This window comes from Pseudomonas sp. XP1 (assembly GCF_053557675.1).
In genome coordinates this window covers 130,039-154,373 of the sequence record NZ_JBNRIJ010000009.1, presented here as the reverse complement: position 1 = coordinate 154,373, position 24,335 = coordinate 130,039, and the positions used below count along the sequence as shown (strand labels likewise).

At 65.5% G+C, this 24,335-nt stretch carries 21 protein-coding genes, 1 pseudogene and 1 riboswitch; of the genes and pseudogenes, 17 read left to right on the top strand and 5 right to left on the bottom strand.

The genetic code is table 11. The annotated features are described in order from the left end of the window. Nucleotides 1–116 precede the first annotated feature (116 nt). From ACK1U9_RS11135 to ACK1U9_RS11085, 11 genes and pseudogenes are all read left to right on the top strand, one after another. Complete coding sequence (locus tag ACK1U9_RS11135; protein WP_108479815.1) at nucleotides 117–1,283, top strand: DUF1624 domain-containing protein; 1,167 nt, start codon at nucleotides 117–119, stop codon at nucleotides 1,281–1,283. Nucleotides 1,284–1,311: 28 nt separating this feature from the next. After that, nucleotides 1,312–1,509, top strand: a riboswitch (cobalamin riboswitch). A 111-nt stretch (nucleotides 1,510–1,620) separates the two neighbouring features. Continuing rightward, nucleotides 1,621–2,631, top strand: coding sequence for an ABC transporter substrate-binding protein (locus tag ACK1U9_RS11130; protein ID WP_449109898.1), 1,011 nt, complete (start codon nucleotides 1,621–1,623; stop codon nucleotides 2,629–2,631). Continuing rightward, nucleotides 2,631–3,647, top strand: a complete 1,017-nt coding sequence (locus ACK1U9_RS11125; RefSeq protein ID WP_449109897.1) for a FecCD family ABC transporter permease — start codon at nucleotides 2,631–2,633, stop codon at nucleotides 3,645–3,647. The genes ACK1U9_RS11130 and ACK1U9_RS11125 overlap by 1 nt, the downstream gene beginning before the upstream one ends. Further along, nucleotides 3,644–4,432 (top strand): ABC transporter ATP-binding protein, encoded by a 789-nt coding sequence (locus ACK1U9_RS11120; protein ID WP_046615663.1) that lies wholly within the window; start codon nucleotides 3,644–3,646, stop codon nucleotides 4,430–4,432. The genes ACK1U9_RS11125 and ACK1U9_RS11120 overlap by 4 nt, the downstream gene beginning before the upstream one ends. A gap of 16 nt (nucleotides 4,433–4,448) precedes the next feature. Further along, nucleotides 4,449–5,789, top strand: a complete 1,341-nt coding sequence (locus ACK1U9_RS11115; protein WP_046615664.1) for an OprD family porin — start codon at nucleotides 4,449–4,451, stop codon at nucleotides 5,787–5,789. Nucleotides 5,790–5,893: 104 nt separating this feature from the next. Continuing rightward, a complete protein-coding gene (locus tag ACK1U9_RS11110; protein ID WP_085600302.1) occupies nucleotides 5,894–6,373 on the top strand; it encodes a hypothetical protein in 480 nt (159 codons plus the stop codon). A 77-nt stretch (nucleotides 6,374–6,450) separates the two neighbouring features. Continuing rightward, a complete protein-coding gene (locus ACK1U9_RS11105; protein WP_046615666.1) occupies nucleotides 6,451–8,022 on the top strand; it encodes a sensor domain-containing diguanylate cyclase in 1,572 nt (523 codons plus the stop codon). A 75-nt stretch (nucleotides 8,023–8,097) separates the two neighbouring features. Continuing rightward, a pseudogene (locus ACK1U9_RS11100) lies at nucleotides 8,098–8,208 on the top strand (ParA family protein); the annotation flags it as partial. Between the two features lie 123 nt (nucleotides 8,209–8,331). Beyond that, a complete protein-coding gene (locus tag ACK1U9_RS11095; protein ID WP_046615667.1) occupies nucleotides 8,332–8,742 on the top strand; it encodes a DUF2946 domain-containing protein in 411 nt (136 codons plus the stop codon). Between the two features lie 70 nt (nucleotides 8,743–8,812). Then, on the top strand, nucleotides 8,813–10,963 hold the full coding sequence (locus tag ACK1U9_RS11090; RefSeq protein ID WP_449109896.1) for a TonB-dependent receptor: 2,151 nt from the start codon (nucleotides 8,813–8,815) through the stop codon (nucleotides 10,961–10,963). A 264-nt stretch (nucleotides 10,964–11,227) separates the two neighbouring features. After that, nucleotides 11,228–12,565 (top strand): MFS transporter, encoded by a 1,338-nt coding sequence (locus ACK1U9_RS11085; RefSeq protein ID WP_108480350.1) that lies wholly within the window; start codon nucleotides 11,228–11,230, stop codon nucleotides 12,563–12,565. A gap of 114 nt (nucleotides 12,566–12,679) precedes the next feature. Here the strand turns inward: ACK1U9_RS11085 and ACK1U9_RS11080 are convergent, their stop codons facing one another. The 3 genes from ACK1U9_RS11080 to ACK1U9_RS11070 are packed head-to-tail and all read right to left on the bottom strand — an operon-like array spanning nucleotide 12,680 to nucleotide 18,288. Further along, complete coding sequence (locus tag ACK1U9_RS11080; RefSeq protein WP_449109895.1) at nucleotides 12,680–15,826, bottom strand: efflux RND transporter permease subunit; 3,147 nt, start codon at nucleotides 15,824–15,826, stop codon at nucleotides 12,680–12,682. 16 nt (nucleotides 15,827–15,842) lie between these two features. Continuing rightward, nucleotides 15,843–17,042, bottom strand: a complete 1,200-nt coding sequence (locus tag ACK1U9_RS11075) for an efflux RND transporter periplasmic adaptor subunit (RefSeq protein WP_449109894.1) — start codon at nucleotides 17,040–17,042, stop codon at nucleotides 15,843–15,845. Then, nucleotides 17,035–18,288, bottom strand: a complete 1,254-nt coding sequence (locus ACK1U9_RS11070) for a TolC family protein (protein WP_085600283.1) — start codon at nucleotides 18,286–18,288, stop codon at nucleotides 17,035–17,037. The genes ACK1U9_RS11075 and ACK1U9_RS11070 overlap by 8 nt, the downstream gene beginning before the upstream one ends. Nucleotides 18,289–18,519: 231 nt before the next feature. Between ACK1U9_RS11070 and aroQ the strand changes: the two genes are divergently transcribed. Both aroQ and ACK1U9_RS11060 read left to right on the top strand, forming a co-directional pair. Next, the gene (gene aroQ / locus ACK1U9_RS11065; RefSeq protein ID WP_046615673.1) at nucleotides 18,520–18,969 is read left to right on the top strand and encodes a type II 3-dehydroquinate dehydratase; all 450 of its coding nucleotides are present in this window, start codon (nucleotides 18,520–18,522) and stop codon (nucleotides 18,967–18,969) included. After that, nucleotides 18,966–19,814, top strand: coding sequence for a shikimate dehydrogenase (locus ACK1U9_RS11060; protein WP_135002795.1), 849 nt, complete (start codon nucleotides 18,966–18,968; stop codon nucleotides 19,812–19,814). Before aroQ ends, ACK1U9_RS11060 begins: the two co-directional genes overlap by 4 nt. A gap of 132 nt (nucleotides 19,815–19,946) precedes the next feature. Here ACK1U9_RS11060 and ACK1U9_RS11055 read toward each other — a convergent pair whose 3' ends face one another. Beyond that, nucleotides 19,947–20,483, bottom strand: coding sequence for a thioredoxin family protein (locus tag ACK1U9_RS11055; RefSeq protein WP_230385059.1), 537 nt, complete (start codon nucleotides 20,481–20,483; stop codon nucleotides 19,947–19,949). Then, a complete protein-coding gene (locus ACK1U9_RS11050) occupies nucleotides 20,473–20,748 on the bottom strand; it encodes a DUF2790 domain-containing protein (protein ID WP_085600281.1) in 276 nt (91 codons plus the stop codon). The genes ACK1U9_RS11055 and ACK1U9_RS11050 overlap by 11 nt, the downstream gene beginning before the upstream one ends. Nucleotides 20,749–20,967: 219 nt before the next feature. On the opposite strand from ACK1U9_RS11050, the gene ACK1U9_RS11045 reads away from it, so the two are divergent. The 4 genes from ACK1U9_RS11045 to ACK1U9_RS11030 form a co-directional block, all read left to right on the top strand. Further along, a complete protein-coding gene (locus ACK1U9_RS11045) occupies nucleotides 20,968–21,708 on the top strand; it encodes a response regulator (protein ID WP_003250463.1) in 741 nt (246 codons plus the stop codon). Then, nucleotides 21,705–22,991 (top strand): sensor histidine kinase, encoded by a 1,287-nt coding sequence (locus ACK1U9_RS11040; protein ID WP_449109893.1) that lies wholly within the window; start codon nucleotides 21,705–21,707, stop codon nucleotides 22,989–22,991. The genes ACK1U9_RS11045 and ACK1U9_RS11040 overlap by 4 nt, the downstream gene beginning before the upstream one ends. 246 nt (nucleotides 22,992–23,237) lie before the next feature. Next, nucleotides 23,238–23,855 carry a ferric reductase-like transmembrane domain-containing protein gene (locus ACK1U9_RS11035; protein ID WP_046615677.1) on the top strand — a complete coding sequence of 206 codons (618 nt, stop codon included), beginning with the start codon at nucleotides 23,238–23,240 and terminating at the stop codon, nucleotides 23,853–23,855. A 14-nt stretch (nucleotides 23,856–23,869) separates the two neighbouring features. After that, the coding region (locus tag ACK1U9_RS11030; RefSeq protein ID WP_449109892.1) for an HvfX family Cu-binding RiPP maturation protein at nucleotides 23,870–24,335 on the top strand (466 nt) is incomplete at its 3' end.

The window sequence follows — 24,335 nt, the reverse complement described above, 5'->3', positions numbered from 1 at the left end:
CGCGGCCACCCCCGCGAAAGGGCCGGTACAGGCCCCACAAAAACAGTTACCAACTCACCACCATTTAGTTATAAGATAACGTTTCAGTTGACATCCATTCCTATCAGCGAATTCCCATGACAAGCGCCAGTGCCACCCCCACCCTGCTCACCCAGCGCCTGCAGAGCATCGATGCCCTGCGCGGCCTGGTGATCCTGTTCATGCTCCTGGACCACGTCCGCGAAACCTTCTTCCTGCACCGCCAGGTCAGCGACCCGATGGCCATCGATACCACCGAGCCTTCGCTGTTCTTCAGCCGCACCCTGGCCCACCTGTGCGCGCCGGTGTTCGTCATGCTGACCGGGCTGTCGGCCTGGCTGTACGGCGAGAAACACCAGGGCCGCGGCGATGTCTCGGCGTTCCTGTTCAAGCGCGGGCTGTTCCTGGTGGTGCTGGAATTCACCCTGGTCAACTTCGCCTGGACGTTCCAGCTGCCACCCAGCGTCATCTACCTGCAGGTGATCTGGGCCATCGGCGTGAGCATGATCGCCCTGTCGCTGCTGGTCTGGTTGCCACGCGCCGCCCTGATCGCCCTGGGCGCAATCATCATCGCCGGCCACAACCTGCTCGATGGCCTGCACTTCGGCGTCGAATCAGCCTTGCATGTGCCTTGGGCGATCCTGCATGACCGGGGTTGGCTGGAGTACTCCGAAAGCCTGCGTCTGCGTACCTCTTACCCGGTGCTGCCGTGGATCGGTGTCATCGCCCTGGGCTATGGCCTGGGCCCATGGTTCGCCCGTGCCAGCGAGGCCGGCCAACGCCAGCATCGCCTGCTGCTGGCCGGGCTGATCGCGCTGCTGGGCTTTGTTGCGCTGCGCCTGGTCAACGGCTACGGCGAGGCGCCGTGGAGCGCTTACCCGACCGTCACGCAAACCCTGATGAGCTTCTTCAACATCACCAAATACCCGCCGTCGCTGCTGTTCCTGGCCCTGACCCTGGGCTGCGGCCTGCTGTTGCTGCGCGCCTTCGAACGCGCCGGCCAGGCCCGGTGGATCAGTGCCCTGGCGGTGTTCGGCGCGGCACCGATGTTCTTCTACCTGCTGCACCTGTATGTGCTGAAGCTGCTGTACCTGGCCAGCGTGGCGCTGTTTGGCCGCAACCATGGCGACTACTTCGGCTTCGACGGCATCCCTGCGGTGTGGCTGGGGGCAGCGCTGCTGGCGGTTTCGCTGTACCTGCCGGTGCGCTGGTTCGCCCGCCTCAAGGCGCAGCGGCGCGACATCACCTGGCTGAAGTACTTTTGAAAAGCGTTTTCACCCGGCGGCACGATGGTCTACCATGCCGGCCGCCGGTTTCCACCACGGAATCAATAGGGAATCCCAGGCCCGCCAATTCGGGCCAAACGGAACTGCCCCCGCAACTGTAGGTGCCGAGCCTGCTCCATCGATGCCACTGGGCCACGAACCCGGGAAGGCCGGAGCCAGGCCATGACGCACCAGTCAGGAGACCTGCCGGCCTACATTCACCAACCGGCGGGGTGTCCGGGATTGGCCATCAGTGTTGCCCCTGCCGCCAGCGGGGGCTCGGCGATGCCTGTCCGTGCGTTCCTCACCCGAACTGTCCGATAGGAGATCGCCCAGCATGCTGCCCCGTTTTGCCACCCTGCTCGCCGGCCTCGGCCTCACCGGCCTGGCCCAGGCTGCTGCCACCCATTACCCGCTGACGGTCGACAACTGCGGCAAGCCGCAAACCTTCGCCCAGGCGCCGCAACGCACGGTCACCATTGGCCAGGCCGGTACCGAGATGCTCTACGCGCTGGGGCTGGGCGACAAACTGGCAGCCACCTCGCTGTGGTTCAACAACGTGCTGCCCGAGTACCAGATGCAGAACGCCAAGGTGCCGCGCCTGGCCGACAACGAACCCAGCTTCGAGGCGGTAGTGGGCAAGCGCCCGCAACTGGTGACGGTGCAGTTCGAATGGATGGTCGGTGCCCAGGGCGTGGTCGGCACCCGCGAGCAGTTCGATGAACTGGGCATCCCCACCTACCTGCTGCCGTCGGACTGCGAAGGCAAGGACAACCTGGTGGGCGCCGATGGCACCCGCCTGCAGGCGTTCCAGGTCGACACCATCTACAAGAGCGTCAGCCAGCTGGCGGCAATCTTCGACGTACAGGACCGTGGCACGGCCCTGAATACCGAGCTCAGAAGCCGCCTGGACAGTGCCAGGGCGCAACTGGCCGACAAGGACCTGGGCGCCACCTCGGCGCTGTTCTGGTTCTCCAGCGCCGACCTGCACACCGACCCCTACGTGGCGGGCCGCCAGGGGGTCGCCGACTTCATGCTGCGTACCCTCGGCGTGCGCAACGTGGTCGAGTCCAGCGAAGAATGGCCGACCGTAGGTTGGGAAACCCTGGCCAAGGCCAACCCCACCTGGCTGATCATTGCCCGCATGGACCGCCGCCGCTACCCCGCCGACGACTACGAGAAGAAGCTGGCATTCCTGCGTAGCGACCCGGTAACGCGCAACATGGACGCGGTGAAGCACGACCGCATCATCATCCTCGACGCCGACGCCATGCAGGCCGGCATTCGCTTGTTCAGCGGCCTGCAGACGCTGGCTGCCGCCTTCGCCAGCGGCAAAGCAGCCCAGTGATGATGCGCCTGCTACCCTGCATCGCCGTTGCCCTGGCCGCCCTGTTGGCAGCCCTGATGGCCGGCACCGCCATCGGCGAAACCAACCTGTCGCCCGGCGTGGTCAGCCAGGTGCTGGCCAACCACCTGTGGCAGGCCGGCTACCCGGTCGAACCGATCGACGCCGGCATCGTCTGGAACTACCGCCTGCCCCGCACCCTGGTTGCTGCGGCCTGCGGCGCCGGCCTTGCCACCTGCGGCGTGATCCTCCAGGCACTGTTGCGCAACCCGTTGGCCGAGCCTTACCTGCTGGGGCTGTCTGCCGGCGCCTCGACCGGTGCGGTGCTGGTGGGCCTGCTGGGCTTCGGCAGCCTGGCGCTGAGCATGTCTGGCGGCGCCTTCATCGGCGCCCTGGCAGCGTTCGCCCTGGTACTGGTACTGGCCCGGGCAGCCGGCCCCAGCAGCAACAATGCCCAGGTGATCCTTGCCGGGATCGCCGGCTCGCAACTGTTCAACGCCCTTACCGCCTTCCTCATCACCATGTCGGCCACCGCCGAGCAGGCACGCGGCATCCTGTTCTGGCTGCTGGGCAACCTCAGTGGCGTACGTTGGCCTTCGGTGTGGCTGGCCGTGCCGGTTGTACTGTTCGGGCTGCTGGTGTGCCTGTGGCATCGCCGTGCCTTGGATGCCTTCACCTTCGGTGCCGACTCGGCGGCGTCGCTCGGCATCCCGGTGCGGCGTACCCAGTTGCTGCTGATCAGCTGCGCGGCGCTGGTGACCGCCGTGATGGTGTCCATCGTCGGCGCCATCGGTTTTGTCGGGCTGGTGATCCCCCATGCCCTGCGCCTGCTGCTAGGCCCCGGGCACAGCCGCCTGCTGCCCGCCAGCGCACTGGGCGGGGCACTGTTCCTGATTGCCGCCGACATCCTGTCGCGCACCTTGATCCCTGGCCAGGTGATCCCGGTTGGCGTGGTCACCGCGCTGCTCGGCGCACCGGTCTTCGCGTTGATCCTGATCAGCCGCCGGGGGCGCCCATGACGGTCATGACGGCGGTACGGATGGCCCCCTTGAGTTGCCAGAACCTGGGGCTGCAACTGGCCGGCAATACCGTGCTCAGCAATATCGAACTGAGCGTTGTCGCCGGTGAAACCCTGGGCATCGTCGGCCCCAACGGCTCCGGCAAATCCTCGCTGCTGAAGGTGCTGGCCGGGCTGCGCAAGCCAGGCAACGGCGGCGTGCAACTGCTGGGGGAACCGCTCGCACGGTTGCCCCGCCGCCGGGTCGCCCAGGCCTTGGCGCTGGTCGAACAGCAGGCCGACACCCTCGATGCGATCAGCGTGTTCGATGCCGTTGCCCTGGGCCGCACCCCCTGGCTGTCGGCGCTGGCGCCGTTCTCCCGGGAGGACCACGCGATCGTCGAACAGGCCCTGGCCGACCTCGACGCCCTGCACCTGCGCACACGCCTGTGGGGGTCGCTGTCAGGTGGCGAACGCCAGCGCGTGCACATCGCCCGTGCTTTGGCACAGCGGCCGCAGGTGCTGCTGCTGGACGAGCCGACCAACCACCTGGATATCCAGCACCAGCTGAGCCTGTTGCAGCAGGTGCAGGCCTTGCCGGTGACCACCCTGGTGGCCCTGCACGACCTCAACCAGGCGCTCACCTGCGACCGCATCGCGGTGCTCGACAAGGGCCGCCTGGTCGCCCTCGGCAAACCGCTCGAGGTGCTTACACCCGAGCGCCTGCTGAACACCTTCGGCGTGCACGCCCATTACCTCATCGACCCTTTCGACGGCGCGCGCATCCTGCGTTTTCGCGCCCCCTGAACAGGAAGTTCTGCCCATGTCGCGCTCTGTCCCTTTGCTGCTCGCCAGCGCCCTGCTCGCCCCCCCTGCACTGGCCGACTCCGCCCAGTCGCAAAGCAACGGTTTTGTCGAGGATGGCCGCTGGAGCCTGCTCAACCGCAGCGTATTCGACCAGCGCGATTACAAACATGGCGGGCGCAACAGTGCCGGGCGCAACGCCTACAAGCCGCGCAATGAACGTAGCGGCAAGGCCGAGGAATGGGCCTATGGCCTGATGGGCACCTTCCGGTCCGGTTTTACCCAGGGGCTGATCGGTGTCGGGGTCGACGCCCACGCCTACCTGGGCGTGCAACTCGACAGCGGCGGCGGGCGCGTGGGCAAGGCACGCTTGCTCGGGGTGGATAACGAGGGGCACCCGAAGAACGAATACAGCCGTGCCGGCGCGGCACTGAAACTGCGCATGTCCGATACCGTGCTGTCCTACGGTGAGCAACGGGTCAAGACCCCGGTGTTCAGTTCGTCCGATAGCCGCCTGCTGCCCGAGACCGCGACCGGGTTCTTCCTTGACAGTACCGAGTTCGACAACCTCAGGCTGGTGGCAGGGCATTTCAACGAGAACGCCGACCGCAATGCATCCAGCCACGATCAGGGTTTCGTGGTGAACTACTCCAATGGCCGCCAGGGCAACAGCTTCGACCTGGCCGGCGTGGTGTGGAACCCCGGCGCCGTCTTCAGCGGCAGCCTGTACACCTCACGCTACCAGGACAGCTGGAACCAGCATTACCTGGGCAGCACCCTCAGCCATGCCCTGGATGAGCGCCGCAGCCTAACCCTCGACCTAAACCTGTACCGCACCACCGACACCGGCAAGGCGCTGTCAGGGCACATCGACAACACCACCTGGAGCCTGGTCTCGCGTTACGACCACGGGCCGCACGGTTTCAGCCTGGGCTGGCAGCAGGTGGACGGCAACACGCCGTTCGACTACGTGACGCGAGGGGCAATCTTCATTGCCAACGCGGTGCAGATGTCGGACTTCAACGCACCAAACGAAAAGTCGTGGCAGGCGCGCTATGACCTGAACATGGGCGCCTATGGCGTACCGGGGTTGAACCTGACGGCGTTGTACGTGCGCGGGTTCGATATCGACGGCAGCCATGTCGACCCTGCGGGCGGGTATGCCTACCTGGGTTATGGCAAGGGGGGCAAGCATTGGGAGCGCGACCTGGAGGCCCGGTATGTGGTGCAGAGCGGCAAGGCCAAGGGCACCGCGTTTTCGCTGCGGCATAACGTGCATCGGGGCAATACGGCGCAGGCGGAGCTGGATGGGGACCAGATACGGTTGGCGGTGGAATGGCCGTTGGGGGGTGGGTTCTGATGTTCCGCGTTGCCTGAATGGGGCTGCAAGGCAGCCCCAAAATCCATCAGGCAACCACAACTGCCGTATAATCGGCAGCACTCACTGCCCAACCAGGCCACGCCATGCCTCGCTTCCAGAAGTTGCTGCTGCCCCTGCTACTGACTGCAGCCCTCACCGCCTGCGACCAGAAACCCTCCCGCGAAGAACAGATCCTGGCCCAGCTGCCGCTGCAGGATGCCTACACGCACAATATCGAGCGCATGGCCGCGCTGCTCGGCCGCACGCACCCGCAGCTGTCGCAAGCGACCATCCAGAGCGTGCTGCGCAAGCACCTGACCGTCGAGGACCAGCGCCAGGACCTGTTCCGCCTGTACAGCGAAAAGAACTTCAGCAATGCCGAATTCGCCACTATCGTCGAGGCCACCCAAGACCCGGCCAAGGCCCGCGCCCTGGAAGACACCGAGGCCGGCAAGCGCCTGAGCGAGAAGCTCACCGCCCTGATGCGCGAATCGGCCCGCGACGCGAAGGTGCAGGCCCTGGCCGAGCAGCGCATGCAGCAGGTTGAAGACGAGCTGGACGCGCTGGAAAACCCAGGCTCCTGAACGCGGTTCCCCACTGCGCCCATAAGGCGTAACGTTGTACCCATTTCGTAGCCGTTTTCGATCATCCGAGGTCAGGATTGCCACACGCCAAGCACGGACTGCGTCTGGATCTACGCACACTCATTCTGGTGCTTTGCGCCCTTACCGCCGTGGTCATGCTGTGCGCCAGCTATTTTGCCAGCTACCGGGTGCAACGCCAGCTGCTGATCGACCACGCCCTGGAAGCCAACCGGGTGTATGCGATGAAGCTGGCCAGCATCACCGAGACCTTTATCGGCAACGCCTTGCAGCAGCTGTCGTTCAGCGCTGGTGTGCAAGGCCGCCAGCTGGGCGACGCCGTCGCCCTGCAGGCGGAGACCGAGCGTGTGCTGAACCAGAGCATGGCCTTCAATTCCACGTTCGTGATCGATGCCAACGGGGTGCTGCTGGCGATATCCCCTGCACACTTGCGGCACATGGTCGGCCGGCACATGCATTCGCCCGGTGTCCAGAAGGCACTGCAGGTGCGCCGCCCACTGGTTTCGACGCCCTACATGTCAGCGGCCAACAACCTGGTGGTGGCGCTGTCGCAACCCATTTTCGACAGCAACGGCCGCTACCTGGGGTATGTCGGCGGCAGCCTGTACCTGCGTGAACGCAATATCCTCAACAGCCTGCTGGGCGAGCATTTCTACAAGGACGGTTCCTACCTGTACGTGGTCGACCGCAATCGCCGTCTGTTGTATCACCCCGACAGCCAGCGCGTGGGGACAGTGGTGGAAGGCAATGAATTGATCGACCAACTGTCAACGCTGGGCAGTGGTACCCGGCAACTGACCAACAGCCTCGGTGTGGAAATGCTCGCTGGCTTCGCCACCGTGCCCAGTGCCGGTTGGGGCGTGGTGGCGCAGCAGCCGCTGACCCAGACAGTCATGCCACTGAGCCACCTGATCCTCAACGTGGTCGGCACCTCTGCGCCATTGGCGCTGGTGGGCAGCGTGCTGCTGTGGTGGCTGGCCATGACCATCGCCCGGCCGCTGTGGCAGCTGGCCGCTGGCGCCCGCTCGATGGACCGGGCCGGCACTGCCGAGCGCCTGCATCGGGTGCCGGCCTGGTACTTCGAGGCGGCCGAGCTGAAGCGCGCGCTGCTGTTCGGGCTGAACCTGCTGCATGAACGCATCGGCCGGCTCAACCGCGACGCCCAGACCGACCCGCTGACCGGCCTGGGCAACCGCCGCAGCCTGGATTTCAACCTGTCGCTGCTGGAAGCCGAGGGGCGCGCATTTGCGGCCATCGTGCTGGATGTCGACCATTTCAAGCGGGTAAACGACTGCCACGGGCACGAGATGGGTGACCAGGTGCTGCGCCGGCTGGCGGAACTGATGCGCCGCTGCTGCCGCGAGGGTGACCTGCTGTGCCGCACCGGCGGCGAGGAGTTCCTGATGCTGCTGCCGGGGGCCAATCTGGAGGTTGCGACAGCGGTGGCCGAACGGCTGCGGGTGACGGTGCAGGATACGCCGGTGGAGCCGGTGGGGGCGGTGACGGTGTCGCTGGGGGTGGCGCGTTGGGATGGCGAGGCCGAGAGCGAACCGGGGGATGCATTGAGCGCGGCTGACCGGGCGCTTTACCGGGCCAAGCAGGAGGGGCGCAATCGGGTAGTTGTTGCCTGAGCGCCCTTGCTTGCCTGTGCCGGCCTCTTCGCGGGTAAACCCGCTCCCACAGGTAACCTGCTGCCCTCAAGGACAAAGCACCGGGTGGCGATCACCGAAACCCGCTATCGCAACCCGCACCTGGTGACCGCCAGCCCCGACCTCAGCGACCTGCAAGGCAAGCTGGAGAGCAAGTTCAAGATCAACACAAAACCACTCCGCCTTTGAAAGCCGTGCACGGCCTTGTGTCGCGATGGGCTGCAAAACAGCCCCGAAATATCAAGCCAGAACCACTACCCGACCGTTCATCCGGATGGTAGATTCGCCGCCATGAAAATCACCCGGCATACCCGCACGCTGACCGCCTGGACACTCTACGCCTGCGTCCTGTTCAGCCTGGTTCTGTGCGGCCTGCACCATGGCCAGATGGGTGGCCTGCGCCTGGCCGGCCTGGAAGGCGGTTTCTGCTCGATCAACAGCGAACACGGGGTTGCCATCGACCTGGATGGCGCCGGCGGCGAGCAGCACATGGCCCAGCTCGATTGCCCGGTGTGCTCCTCGTTCGGCCTGGCCGTGCCGCTCAGCAGCGGCGGCTGGTCATTCACCCCTACGCAAGCCGTGGCCAGCTCGCCCATCGTGGTGCGCAGCTGGGCGCAACCGCCGCCGCGCTATCAACGCCCCGCTCTCAACCCCCGCGCCTCCCCCGTCGCTTTCCCCGCAGCCGTACTTCATTTCGCCTGACCTCAGCCGGGCGCGCCTGACTGCGCGCGCTCGCGGTCAGCCATGACCTTTGCGTGGAAGACACACCAACATGCTTCGCAATACCTCCCTGGTGCTCCTCATGGGCACCTGCAACCTTGCCTGGGCGGATGCTGCCCCGGTGGAACTGAGCGCCACCACCATTGACGGTGAACGCGACGCCGCCAGCGGCGTGCAACTGGACGAGCCGATCCGCACCGGCTCGCGCCTGGGCCTCACCGCGCGGGAAACGCCGGCCTCGGTCAGTGTCTCGGACCGCCGCCTGATCGAGGAGCGCGGCGCCAAGGACAGCCAGGACGTGATCAACGCCATGACCGGCGTCAACGCCTCGGCCAACCCCGGCTTTGGCGGCTTCGTGGCCTACCGCGGCTTCACCCAGAACCAGGTTACCCAGTTGTACAACGGCATCAACCTGGGCTACAGCAGCGCCACGCGGCCAGTGGATGCCTGGGTACTCGACCGCGTCGAACTGATCGGCGGGCCATCGTCGTTCCTGCATGGTGCGGGCGCGGTGGGCGGCTCGATCAACTACATCACCAAACTGGCCAGCCGCGACCAGCAGACCATCGACGGCCGTATCCGCCATGGCAGCTTCGACGACAGCGAAGTGGCGTTCGGCATCAACCAGGCACTGGCCAGCAACCCCGCCGATGCCCGCCATTTCATGCGCCTGGACTTCAGCCGCGGGCATGGCAACGGCTACGTCGACCGCAACGAACGGCACACCGACAGCCTGGCCCTCTCGTTGCTGAGCGACCTGACGCCCAACCTCACCCACACCCTGGCCCTGGAATACCAGGAAGACCGCGAAGACAGCCCTTACTGGGGCTCGCCGATCCTGCCCGGGCGCAGCACGATGAAGATCGACAACAGCCGCCGCTTCGAAAACTACAACGTCGGCGACGGGCGCTACGAGCAGCGGGTACGCTGGCTACGCTCGATCCTCGACTACCAGCTCAGCGACAGCACCAGCGTGCAGAACACGCTTTACCACTACAACGCCCAGCGCGATTACCGCAACCTCGAACGCTACAGCTACACCGACGATGGCAGGGTACGACGCAGCAGCCCTTATCTGCAGCGCCACGACCAGAACCTGCTGGGCGATCACATCGAGCTGCGCCATGACAACCAGCTGTTCGGCCTGGCCAGCCAGTGGTCGCTGGGGCTGGAGTACTCGCGCATGCGCCAGACCCTCTACCCCACCTCGAGCAGCTGGAGCGACGTGGTCGATGCCGAGCACTTCGACCCCGGCAGTTTCGACGACATCCCCGGGGTGAATGCCGGCCTGACCAAGCAACGCCGCCACGAGGTGATCAACCGCGCGGTGTTTGCCGAAAACCGCCTGCAACTCACCGAGCGCCTGGCCTTGCTGACCGCGCTACGCTACGACTACCTGGACATGCAGGTGACCAACTACGGCGCGGTAACGCCAACCTCGCCGGCGTTCTTCGAACGGCGCTGGGAACCGCTTTCCGGGCGTATCGGCCTGACCTATGCGCTGACCCCGTCCGCCAGCGTCTATGCGCAGTACAGTACCTCTGCCGACTTGCCGGCCGGCTCGCTGGCGGCAGCGACCTATTCCAACGTCGGGCTGTTCGACCTGTCCAAGGGCGAGCAGTGGGAAGTGGGCAGCAAGTTCGACTTTCTCGACGGGCGCGGCGCGGCGACGCTGGCGCTGTACCAGATCGTGCGCAAGGACTTTGCCGTGCGCGACTCCAACGACGCCAATCAGACAGTCCAGGCCGGGCAGCAGACCTCGCGTGGTGTCGAGGTGTCCGGGCGCCTGCAGGTGACGCCGAAGCTGCTGGCCGAGGCCAACTATGCCTATGTCGACGCGCAGTACGACGAGTTCAACGAGGCGGTCAACGGCGTGTCGGTATCGCGCAAGGGCAACGCCCCGGTGAACGTACCGGCCAACGTCGCCAACCTGTGGCTGAACTACAGCCTGACCCCGGCGTGGTCGTTGGGGGCAGACGCGCGCTACGTGGGCTCGGTGTATGCCGACAACGCCAACAGCCTCAAGGCCCCGGCGTACACCCTGTTCGGCGCGTTCGCCCGCTACCGGCTGGATGAACACACCACGCTGACCGGGCGGGTACGTAACCTGACCGACGAGGTGTATGCCAAGCAGGCCTACAACAGCCAGTACTACATGGGGCCGCCGCGCACCTTCGAACTGGCGCTGGACATGCGTTTCTGAGCGCAAGGCCCTATCGCCGGCAAGCCAGCTCCCACAGGTACTGCACCAGCCTTGAGTGCGGTGCAAATTCTGTGGGAACTGGCTTGCCGGCGATAGGGCCATCAAGGGGCAGCCCACCATGTTCGGTTGATTCAGGTATCCCGAGGTCGCCCTCGACAAAGCGCCTTCCAGCGCCCGGCTATCTACTGGCAAGCACAACAATGATGGCGCAGCCCGACCGCGCCACTTTCATCATGCCTGCCAATGGAACCGGAGAGCACTCGCATGCCCGCACCTCACGAGGTATCCCCCGCCACCCTGCGCCGGGTGATCGCCGCCTCGGCCATCGGCAATTTCGTCGAATGGTTCGACTTCGCCGTCTACGGCTTTCTCGCTACCCTGATCGCCAGCCAGTTCTTCGCCAGCGAAGACGCCAGCGTGGCCTTGCTCAAGACCTTTGCGGTGTTCGCCGTGGCCTTCGCCCTGCGTCCGCTGGGTGGCATCGTGTTCGGCGCGCTGGGTGACCGCCTGGGGCGCAAGCGCATCCTGTCGCTGACCATCCTGCTGATGGCCGGCTCGACGACCCTCATCGGCCTGCTGCCAACCTACGCCAGCATCGGCCTGGCAGCCCCCGCGCTGCTGACCCTGGCGCGCTGCCTGCAGGGCTTTTCGGCCGGTGGCGAGTATGCCGGGGCCTGCGCCTACCTGATGGAGCACGCCCCCAACGACAAGCGCGCCTTCTATGGCAGCTTCGTGCCGGTGTCGACCTTTTCCGCCTTTGCCTGCGCGGCAGTGATCGCCTATGGCCTGGAAGCCAGCCTGTCGGCCGAGGCGATGAACGCCTGGGGCTGGCGCATCCCGTTCTTGATCGCCGCGCCGCTGGGGCTGGTCGGCCTGTACCTGCGCTGGCGCATGGAAGAAACCCCGGCGTTCCGCGAAGCCATCGCCCAGGGCAAGGAGCATGAACATTCGCCACTCAAGGAAACCCTGCGCAACCATGGCCGGGCGATCCGCAACCTGGGGGCCTTCATCTCGCTGACCGCGCTGTCGTTCTACATGTTCACCACCTACTTCGCCACCTACCTGCAACTGGTCGGCAACCTGACCCGCGCGCAATCGCTGCTGGTAACCACCGTGGCCTTGCTGTTCGCCGCGGTCGGCTGCCCGCTGGCCGGGGCGTTCTCGGACCGCGTCGGCCGGCGCAAGACCATCGGCTTTACCTGCCTGTGGGTGATGCTGTGCGTGTTCCCGGCGTACTGGCTGGCCAGCTCCGGCTCGATGTCCGGCGCGCTGCTGGGGGTGATCCTGCTGGCGGTGGGGGCGTTGTGCAGTGGTGTTGTCACGGCGGCATTGCTCTCGGAAAGCTTCCCTACCCGCACCCGCTATACCGCTTCGGCAATTACCTACAACGTGGCCTATACGCTGTTTGGCGGTACCGCGCCGCTGGTTGCAACCTGGCTGATCGGGCAGACCGGCAGCAGCCTGGCACCTGCGTTCTACCTGGTGGTGATTGCGCTGGTGGCCTTGGTGGGAGGGTTGGCGTTGCCGGAGACTTCGCGGATTTCGTTGCATGATGAGGCTGGAGGCAACGATGCGAGGGCTGGGGCTCGTCGTACTGTTTGATACTTTGGGGCTGCTTTGCAGCCCATCGCGACACAAGGCCGCTCCTACAGGGGAACGCGTATACCTGTAGGAGCGGCCTTGTGTCGCGATGGGCCGCAAAGCGGCCCCGGGGTCTCAACCCTCCTGCACCTCTTCGCGCCGATATGCCCATTGATACAACGCTGGCAACACCAGCAAGGTCAGTGCGGTGGAGGACAGAATCCCGCCAATCACCACGGTCGCCAGCGGCCTTTGCACCTCGGCCCCGGTCCCGGTAGCCAAGGCCATCGGGATGAACCCCAGCGACGCCACCAGTGCCGTCATCAGCACCGGCCGCAAGCGTGTCAGCGCGCCCTCCTCGACCGCGGCCCGCAGCGTGCGCCCTTGCTCCCGCAGGCCACGGATAAAGGCGATCATCACCAGGCCGTTGAGCACCGCCACTCCCGACAAGGCAATGAAGCCCACGCCAGCGGATATGGACAACGGGATGTCCCGCAACCACAGCGCCAGCACCCCGCCAGTGAGGGCGAACGGAATGCCGGTGAACACCAGCAGGCCATCCCTGAGGTTGTTGAACATCATCAGCAACAGTGCCATGACCAGCAGCAAGGCCACCGGTACCACCACCTGCAGGCGCTCGGCCGCCGACTGCAGCTGCTCGAACTGGCCACCCCAGCGGGTCCAGTAACCCGGCGGTATCTGCACCTGCTCGATCAACGTCTGTTCGGCCTCCTCGACGAACGAGCCCAGGTCACGCCCGCGCACGTTGGCACTGACCACTACCACCCGCTTGCCATCCTCGCGGCTGACCTGGTTCGGCCCCAGCTGCAGGTTCAGCGTGGCTACCTGCGACAGCGGGATGAAGCCGATTTGCCCGGCACCGGCAGCCGAACCGGCCGGCACCGGAATCAGCAGGCTGGCCAGCCCGTCGACATCGGTGCGCAGGGTTTCCGACAGGCGCACCACCATGTCGAAACGGCGGTCACCTTCGTACAGCGTGCCGGCCTTGCGGCCACCCACGGCAATGGCAACGGCGTCCTGCACGTCGCCCACGTTCAGGCCATGGCGGGCCGCGTTGTCGCGGTCTATATCGATGGTCAGCACCGGCAGGCCGGTAGTCTGCTCGGCCTTTACCTCGGACGCGCCCGGCACACCTTGCAGGCTGCTGGCGATCTGCGCGGCTGTGCGGTTGAGCACGTCCATGTCATCACCGAACAGCTTCACCGCCACATCGCTGCGCACCCCGGAAATCAGCTCGTTGAAGCGCAGCTGGATCGGCTGCGACAGCTCGTGGTTGCTGCCCGGCACGCTGGCGGCGGCACGTTGTACCTCGGCGATCAGCTCATCACGCGGCTTGCCCGGGTCGACCCATTGCTCACGCGGACGCAGCATCACATAGGCGTCGGAAATGTTCGGCGGCATCGGGTCGGAGGCGATCTCGGCGGTGCCGGTGCGGGCAAACACCCGCTCCACTTCCGGCACCTGGGCGATGATCGCCTGTTCCAGGCGCTGCTGCATGTCGACCGACTGCGACAGGCTGGTGCCCGGCACGCGCAGGGCCTGCAGGGCGAAGTCGCCTTCGCTGAGGCTGGGGATGAACTCGCTGCCCATGCGGCTGGCCATCAACCCGGACAACAACACCAGGGTGGTGGCGGCGGCGAACGCCAGCTTGCGCCGGCCCAGCACCCAGGCCAGCACCGGGGCATAGCGCTGACGCGCCGTGCGCATTATCAGGCCTTCCTCTTCCTTGACCTTGCCGGTGACGAACAGGGCAATTGCCGCCGGCACGAAGGTAACCGAAAGGATCATGGCACCGAGCAGCGCAATGACCACGGTAAAGGCCATAGGGTGGAACATCTTGCCCTCCACGCCGGTCAGGGCAAAGATCGGCAGGTACACCACCACGATGATCAGTTGGCCATAGATCAGCGGCCGACGGGCCTCACGGGCGGCAGCGAACACTTCATGGAAGCGCTCGGTGCGGGTCAGCATACGGCCATGGCGTTGCTGGGCGTGGGCCAGGCGGCGGATGGCGTTCTCGACGATCACCACCGCGCCGTCGACGATGATGCCGAAGTCCAGTGCGCCCAGGCTCATCAGGTTGGCGCTGACCTTGTTGCTGAACATGCCGGTGAAGGTGAACAGCATCGACAGCGGAATGACCATGGCGGTGATCAGCGCAGCGCGGATGTTGCCCAGGAACAGGAACAACACGGCGATGACCAGGATGGCGCCTTCGACCAGGTTCTTCTTCACCGTGGCGATGGCCTTTTCCACCAGGTTGGTGCGGTCGTACACCGTCACCGCGACCACGCCCTTGGGCAGGTTGCGGTTGATCTCGACCAGCTTGGCGGCAACCGCCTGCGACACCGTGCGGCTGTTCTCGCCAATCAGCATGAACACCGTGCCTAGCACCACTTCCCTGCCGTTTTCGGTGGCCGCGCCCGAGCGCAGTTCCTCGCCCAGGCCAACCTGAGCAACATGGCTGACGCGGATTGGCGTGCCATCGACACTGGAGATGACGATGTTGGCGATGTCTTCGGCCGAGGCCACCTGGCCTGGCGCGCGAATCAGCAACTGCTCGCCATTGCGCTCGATGTAGCCGGCGCCGACGTTGGCGTTGTTGCGCTCCAGCGCCGCGATCAGGTCGTTGAAGGTGAGTTTGTAGGCCGCCAGGCGCTTGGGCTCCGGTGCAATCAGGTATTGCCTGGCATGGCCGCCGATGCTGTTGACCTCGGCGACCCCGGGCACGTTGCGCAGCTGCGGCTTGATGATCCAGTCCTGGATTACCCGCAAGTCGGACGGGGTGTAGGGCGTGCCGTCTTCCTTCAGCGCGCCCTGCTCGGCTTCCACCGTCCACAGGAAGATTTCACCCAGCCCGGTGGAAATCGGCCCCATGCCCGCTTCGATGCCGTCGGGCAGCTGCTCACGCGCCACTTGCAGGCGCTCGTTGACCAGCTGGCGGGCGAAGAACAGGTCGGTGCCGTCGTCGAAAATGACCGTGACCTGCGACAGGCCCGAGCGCGACAGCGAGCGGGTCTGCTTGAGCCCCGGCAGGCCGGCCATGGCGGTCTCGATGGCGAAGGTGATGCGCTGCTCGGTCTCCAGCGGCGAATAGCCGGGCGCGGCGGTATTGATCTGCACCTGGACGTTGGTGATGTCCGGTACAGCGTCGATCGGCAGTTTCTGGTAGCTGTGGATACCCACCGCGGCCATCAGGACCACGGCCAGCATCACCACCAGGCGCTGCTCGATGGCGAATTGGATCAGGCGTTCGAACATGCAGGCGTTCCCGTGATCAATGGCTGTGCTCGGCCGAGCCTTTGCCCAGCTCGGACTTGAGGACAAAGCTGCCGGCAGCGGCCACCTGCGTGCCGGCGGCAAGGCCGGTGGTGATTTCCACCTGGCCGGCATCGCGGCGGCCGGTCGTTACCGGGCGGGCCTCGAAACCTTCCTCGGTACGGGCAAACACCACGGTCTGCTCCTCCCAGGTTTGCAGTGCGCTTTGCGGTACCACCACAGCGGCGTTGAAGCGTTCGACGCTGACCGCGACATTGACGAACAGCCCTGGGCGCCAGGCGCCGTTGGGGTTGGCCAGCGTGGCGCGGACAGTGGCAGCACGGTTCTGCTCGCCGAGCAGGCTGCAGACGTAGTTGATCTTGCCCTCGACCCGGGCGCCCAGGTCCGGCGCGCTGACCGTGACGTTGCGGCCGGTTGTCACCTTGTCCAGGTCGCGCGGGGCGACGGCGAAGGTGGCCCAGACCCGGCTCAGGTCAGACAGGGTGAAGGCATTGCTGGTCTCATCGACCACCTCGCCCACGGTCAGATGCTTTTCCACCACCACGGCATCGAACGGCGCGCGCAGTTCATAGCGGTTGCCGGCGCCGGCCGGGCCCACGGCGGCGACTTTCTGCCGGGCGTTGGCCAAGGCAATCTCGGCTTCCTGCAACACCTGACGGGCCTGCAGGTAATCCTGCTCGGCGCTGATGCGTTCCTGCCACAGCTGCTGTTCGCGCTGGAAGGTCAGGCGCGCCAGTTCCAGGCGGCGCTGGGCAGCCTGTTGTTCGCTGCGCAGGTCGGAAATCTGCTGGCTTGCAATTACCGCCAGCACCTCACCACGCTTGACCGCCTGGCCCAGTTCGGCTTGCACCGACTCGACCACACCGGGCACGCGTGGCACGACATGGGCGGTGCGGTCCTCGTCGAAGCGGATTTCACCCGGGAAGCTGATGGCGGTGCCCAGTTCACGAGGGCCGGCATCGGCCAGTTGCACACCGGCAGCTTCGATCTGGGCGATGGACAGGTGCAACTTGCCCGCCTCTTCTTCGTGACCTTCGCCGGCCTGTTCCTCGCCGTGGCCGTGGCTGTCTTCGCCGTGGTCGTCGTGCCGGGTTTCAGTGCTTGAGGCGTTGCCGAGGTTGCCGGTCCAGGCCAGGCCACCCAGGCCAAGCGCGGCAATGGTGGCAGCCAGAATGGCTATCTTGCGTGGGTTAGTCATTGTTGCTCCTGCTGTTCAATTTGTTGCTCAGGCCATCGAGGTCGCCATAGATCCGCTCGACCTGCGCCCGCGCGTCGGTCGCCGAGGCCAGTGCGTCGAGGTACAACCCGCGCGCCTCGATCAGCGTGCGCTGGGCGTCGAGCACATCGAGGAAGGCGAACTTGCCCATTTCGAAACCACGTGTGGCGGTGTCCACGGCCTGCTGGGCAGACGGCAGGATGGTGCGGTCATAGGCCTGCACTTCCTGCATGGCCGTGGCCCACTGGCTGACGGCGCTGCGGGTTTCACTGCGCAGGCGCAGCCCCACGGCGTTGCGCAGGTCACGCGCCTGGTCGGCACGGCGGGCCGCGGCCAGCACGTTGCCCTGGTTGCGGTCGAACAGCGGCAAGGGCATCGACAGGCCCACCACATTGACCCTCTCGCGGTCTTCGCGGCTGTACTGGCTGCCAAGGCTGACGGTGAGGTTGGGAATGCGCAGAGCCTTTTCCGACCCCAGGGAGGCTTCGCCGCGCTCGACCTGGGCGGCGGCCAGGCGCCATTCAGCCGTTTGCTCGACCTGGTCGAGCAGGGTGTCGGCGCTGGGCGCATCACCGGGGGACAGGTTGGCTGCCAGCAACTGGTCGAAGCTTGCCAGCGGGCTACCGGTCAACCGTGCCAGGGCCTGGTAGGCCACACTGCGCTGGGTTTGCGCACGGCGCACTTCGGCCTGGGCCTGGGCCAGCTGCACCTGGGCTCGGGTAGCCTCCACTGGCGATGACTGGCCAGCACTCACCCGCCCCTGCACCACCCGCAGCCCACGCTCGGTCAACGCCTGCGATTGCTGCGCCAGCTCCAGCGCGGTCTGCGCGCGCAGGGCCGCGTGGAAGGCCTGCACCACATCGGCGCGCAGGCCGTTGCGCTGGCGCTCCAGGTCCAGCTGGGCAATGGCCTGACCGGCACCGGCCACGGCAATGCGTGCGCCGCGTTTGCCACCCAGCTCCAGCGGTTGGCTGAGGGTGACGGTGGTGGTGCTGGTGTCCCGGCGGGTGTCCTCGACCTCCCAGGACAGTTCCGGGTTGGGGATCAGCCCCGCCTGGCGCCGCTCGCCGTCGGCAATGCCGATTTCCCGGCTGGCCGCTGCCAACTCCGGGTTCTGGGCAAAGGCGGCGTCAAGCGCCTGGGGCAGGCTCAGGCTCTGGCTGGCCTGGGCGCTGGCGACACCCGCCAGCAAAAGGCTGAGCAAGGCGGTCTTGCGGGGGATGGGCACGGAAAAGGTCCTCGTCGGCGAGCTTTGGCGAGGGACTTTAGAAAGCCGTGCTTATCGGAGCGGTGGCGGGAAAATTACAATTTTGTAATCCAGCTGCTCCTACAGGGGTATGTACATGCTGAGGGTTCGATAATCGCCCACTTTCCCGGTACAGCGGTTTAGTCCAATTGACTAAACTAACTAGACGGTACAAAACTAGGTGCATCCAACAACAACAAAGCGATGCCCGTAATGAAGCCCATTATTCTCGTGCTCAACGGCCCCAACCTGAACATGCTGGGCACCCGCGAGCCTGCCCAGTACGGCTACGAAACCCTCGCCGACCTGGCCCGGGGTTGCGCCGATACTGCCCATGCCCATGACCTGGAAATCGAATTCCGCCAAACCAACCACGAAGGCGAACTGATCGACTGGATCCATGCTGCCCGTGGCCGCTGTGCCGGCATCGTGATCAACCCCGGTGCCTGGACCCACACCTCGGTAGCCATCCGCGATGCACTGGTGGCCAGTGAAGTGCCGGTCATCGAAGTGCACCTGTCGAACGTGCACAAGCGCGAACCGTTCCGTCACCTGTCGTTCATATCGTCCATCGCCGTCGGGGTCATTTGCGGCCTGGGCAGCCATGGCTACCGCATGGCCATCAGCCACTTCGCCGAAATGTTGCAGGAGCGCAGCGCATGAGCCAGCACGCCATCCTTGCCGGCCTGATCGGCCGCGGCATCCAGCTGTCGCGCACTCCTGCCCTGCACGAACACGAAGGTGATGCCCAGGCGCTGCGTTACCTGTACCGGCTGATCGATGCCGACCAGCTCCAACTGGACGACAGCGCCCTGCCCGGCCTGCTCGACGCCGCCCAGCACACCGGTTTCACCGGGCTCAACATCACCTACCCGTTCAAGCAGGCGATCCTGCCGTTGCTCGACGAACTGTCGGACGAAGCCCGTGGCATCGGCGCGGTGAACACCGTTGTACTCAAGGACGGCAAGCGGGTCGGCCACAACACCGACTGCCTGGGCTTTGCCGAAGGCTTGCGCCGTGGCCTGCCGGATGTGGCACGGCACCAGGTGGTGCAGATGGGTGCCGGTGGTGCCGGTTCGGCCGTGGCCCATGCCCTGCTCGGTGAAGGGGTCGAGCGGCTGGTACTGTTCGAGGTGGACGCGGCCCGTGCACAGGCGCTGGTGGACAACCTGAATGCCCACTTCGGCGCCGGGCGCGCCGTGGTCGGCACCGACCTGGCCACGGCCCTGGCCGAGGCGGACGGGCTGGTCAACACCACGCCGGTAGGCATGGCCAAGCTGCCGGGCACGCCGCTGCCGGTGGAGCTGCTGCATGCACGCCTGTGGGTGGCGGAGATCATCTACTTCCCGCTTGAGACCGAACTGCTGCGTGCCGCCCGGGCACTGGGCTGCCGCACCCTGGACGGCAGCAACATGGCCGTGTTCCAGGCAGTGAAGGCGTTCGAGCTGTTCAGCGGGCGCCAGGCGGATGCGGCGCGGATGCAGGCGCATTTTGCCAGTTTCACCTGACGGATCGGTGTTGGCTTCTTCGCGGGTAAACCCGCTCCCACAGGGATCGCACAAGTCTGCAAACGGTGCAATATCTGTGGAAGCGGGTTCATCGAGTCGTCGAACCGCCGCGAAGAGGCCGGCACAGACAACTCACCCTTTCTCATCCAGCAACGCCTGTATCACCTGCTCTTGCCCCCCATAATCCCCCTCGCCAAAGTGCACATGGCGCACCTGCCCCTTGCGGTCGACAAAGTAGTGTGCCGGCCAGAACTGGTTGCCCCAGGCATTCCACACCTTGTAGTCGTTATCCACCGCCACCGGGTAACCGATCCCCAGGCTGGCCACCTTGTCACGCAAGGTGCCTACATCGTGCTCGTAGTCGTACTCCGGCGTGTGCACGCCGACCACCACCAGGCCCTGGTCGGCATAGCGCCGCGCCCATTCGTTCACATGGGGCAGGCTGCGCCGGCAGTTGATGCAGTCCCAGGTCCAGAAGTCCACCAGCACCACCTTGCCCTTGAGCCCGGGGCCATCCAGCGGCGCCGAATTGAGCCACTGGCTGGCTCCCGACAGCGACGGCATGGCACCGTAGCTGTCGCGGGCCATCAAGTGCCCAGCCAGGCCCAGGCCGGCCAGCGCCAGGGCAATGCCACCAACCTTCAACAACAAGCGGCGATCAGTTCTCATGGCAACCGCCGGTGGCGTATGTGCGGTACTGCACGCTCTGCTGCTGGCCCTTGGAGTCGAGGTAGTCCATGCGAGTGTTCACCAGGCCGCAGGCGTCGCTCTGGTCATCCTGTATCGACAGCACTTTCTTCACATCCAGGTGGTCACCGTAGCGGTACTGCATGACCCCGGTATCGTCCATTGGCATCGTGGAGGCCTGGGCGGCAAGGGCGCCGAAGCTGAGCACGGCGAACAGGGTGGCACGGGCGAAGGTATTGAAGTTCATGGCATCTCTCCTGTGTATCGCTTGAGGGTGGGGAGTTGTGCTCCCCGGTCGAGAGCCATTTCACGCCGGCCAGGTATCCCGTATGTGTCGCCGAAGCTGTGATGTGCTTCCTCCTGTATCTGTACACATGCCGGATACACTGCAATACAAACCCCCGCAGGCAAGCGCTAACGCGCTCGGTACACTGCGCCCATCCCCTCTTGCACAGGAACGCAGCGCATGGAACACGTCGATCACATCCTGATCGTCGACGACGACCGCGAAATCCGCGAACTGGTCGGCAACTACCTGAAGAAGAATGGCCTACGCACCAGCATCGTCGCCGACGGCCGGCAGATGCGCGCCTTTCTCGAAGCCAACAGCGTCGACCTGATCGTCCTGGACATCATGATGCCCGGCGACGACGGCCTGCTGTTGTGCCGAGAGCTGCGCGCCGGCAAGCACCGCAACACCCCGGTGCTGATGCTGACCGCCCGCAACGACGAAACCGACCGCATCATCGGCCTGGAAATGGGCGCCGACGATTACCTGACCAAACCGTTCTCGGCTCGCGAACTGCTGGCCCGCATCAACGCCGTGCTGCGCCGCACGCGCATGCTGCCCCCCAACCTGACCATCAGCGAAAGCAGCCGCCTGCTCGGTTTCGGCCAGTGGCGGCTGGACACCACCGCGCGCCATCTGCTCGACAGCGAGGGCACCCTGGTTGCCCTGAGTGGTGCCGAATATCGCCTGCTTCGGGTGTTTCTCGACCACCCGCAGCGGGTGCTGAGCCGTGAGCAGTTGCTCAACCTGACCCAAGGCCGCGAAGCCGACATCTTCGACCGCTCCATCGACCTGCTGGTCAGCCGCCTGCGCCAGCGCCTGGGAGACGACGCCCGCGAACCCAGCTGCATCAAGACCGTGCGCAGCGAGGGCTACGTTTTCTCGCTGCCGGTGCAACTGCTCGAGTCGCCATCATGAAGTGGCCACGCACCCTGGCCTCGCGCCTGGCACTGATCTTCTTCACCGGCCTGGTGCTGGCCTACGGCCTTTCGTTCGGCCTGCAGGCCTACGAGCGCTACATCAGCAGCCGCTCGATGATGCTCAGCACCCTGGAGCAGGACGTGGCCACCTCGGTGGCCATCCTCGACCGCCTGCCCGCGGCCGAGCGCGCCGCCTGGTTGCCACGCCTGGAGCGGCGTACCTACCGCTACCGGCTGGACCATGGCCTGGCGGGCGAAGCCATGCCCAGCAGCGACCCGCCCATGGCTGCCGACTCGATCGTCAAGGCCATTGGCGCCGACTATCGCCTTTCCTTCCAGGAAATCCCCGGCCCGAACGCGCACTTCCAGGCACACCTGACCCTAGCTGATGGCGCACCGCTGACCATCGACGTAACCCCATCGCCGGTTCCTGTGGCACGTTGGCTGCCCGTGGTGTTGCTGATCCAGTTGGCCGTGCTGTTGCTGTGCACCTGGCTGGCGGTACGCCTGGCGATCGGCCCGCTGACCCGCCTGGCCCGCGCGGTGGACAACCTCGACCCGGACAAGCCTGGCGTGCAGCTGGATGAAAGCGGCCCGAGCGAGGTGCGCTACGCCGCCGTGGCCTTCAACGCCCTGCAGGCGCGCATCGCTGCCTACCTCAAGGAACGCATGCAGTTGCTGGCAGCCATTTCCCATGACCTGCAAACGCCGATCACGCGCATGAAACTGCGCGTCGAAGTGATGGACGACGGGGTTGAAAAGGACAAGCTGTGGAGCGACCTGGGCGAAATGGAACACCTGGTGCGCGAAGGCGTGGCCTATGCCCGCAGCATGGACACCAGCACCGAGGCACCGTGCCGGGTGAACCTCGATGCCTTCCTCGACAGCCTGGTGTTCGACTACCAGGACAGTGGCGCCCAGGTCGAGCGCCATGGCAGCAGCGGCAGCCTGCTGGAAACTCGCCCCCATGCGCTGCGCCGGGTGCTGGTGAACCTGGTGGACAATGCTCTCAAGTTTGCCGGTGCTGCCGAGCTGGAGGTGTGCTGCGAGGGTGACATGACCGTGATCCGCGTGCTCGACAACGGGCCTGGCATACCCGGTGATGAACTGGATGAAGTGCTCAAGCCGTTCTATCGCGTGGAAGGCTCACGCAACCGCAGCACCGGCGGCACCGGGCTGGGGTTGGCGATTGCCCACCAGCTGATCCAGGCGATGGGCGGCCGACTGACCCTGAGCAATCGTGCAAGCGGCGGGCTGTGCGCGCAGATCGAGCTGAAGTAAACAATCTCAGGTAGGCGCGGCCTTGTGTCGCGCTCGGGCCGCAAAGCGGCCCCGGCAATTCATGCGCCGAAGCTGAAAACCTGAGGCTGCTTCGCAGCACATCGCGACACAAGGCCGCTCCTACGGGGACTGCGGCGCTTGAGCGACTTCTACAATCCGATACACAACCCCACCACCGCCGACACACTGCAGATACCCCACCCCGACACACTCCCGGTCACACAACCACACCTGGGAGTCTCCCTGATGAAACCCCTCACCCTTCCCTCCGGCTGGAAGCTGTTCGCCACGCTCGCCGGCCTGACCCTGGCGATGACCGCCGTGGTCCTGGCCAGCCAACCTGATCCCGACGGCCTGCGCAGCGCGATCCGTGCCACTGCGCGCAGCTCCTTCGCGCTATTCCTGCTGGCCTTCCTGGCGTCGTCGCTGGTGACCCTGCTGCCTGGCACAAGCAGCCGCCGCCTCCTCCAGGAACGGCGCTATCTGGGGCTGGCATTCGCCTTTTCCCACACCGTGCATGGCGTACTGATCTACCGCTACGCCCAGCAATTCCCCGAGCTGTTCTGGGCCGGCCGCACGCTCACCTCCAGCCTGCCCGGTACCCTCGGCTACCTGTTCCTGCTGCTGCTCACCATCACTTCGTTCAAGGCCCCGATGCGCCTGTTGGGTGGCCGTGCCTGGCAGGCCCTGCACAGCACCGGCATGTGGGTACTGGCTGCGGTGTTCTGCCTATCGTTCTACAAACGCATCCCCATGGGCGGCTGGTACCCGCTGGCGTTCGCCCTGATGTTCAGCGCCATCGCCGTCAAGCTCACCGCCAAGCTGGCCCGTCAGCAACGCCGCAACGCCCGTGCCCTTTCCTGAAGAGAGAAACCAGCATGACTACCTTGACCCGCACCCTGACCACCTTCGACCGTTTCGGTACCTGGAGCGCCGACCTGCCGTTGCGGCTGTTTCTGGCCTGGGAATTTTTCGAATCTGGCTGGGAGAAATTCAATGGCAGCAACTGGTTCGCCGACCTGCAAGCGAACTTCCCGTTCCCCTTCAACCTGCTGCCTGCAGAGCTGAACTGGCAGCTGTCGATGTGGGCGGAGCTGATCCTGCCGTTACTGCTGTTGCTGGGGCTAGGTACCCGGCTGGCCTCGTTGGGGCTGATGGTGGTGACCGTGGTGGCGATTGCCGCGGTGCATTGGCCGGCGCACTGGTCGAGCCTGGCCGAGCTGGCCCAAGGGTATGCGATTACCGACCAGGGTTTTGGCAACTTCAAGTTGCCGCTGATCTACCTGGTGGCGTTGCTGCCACTGCTGCTGAAAGGGGCTGGGCGGTTGAGCCTGGATCATTGGC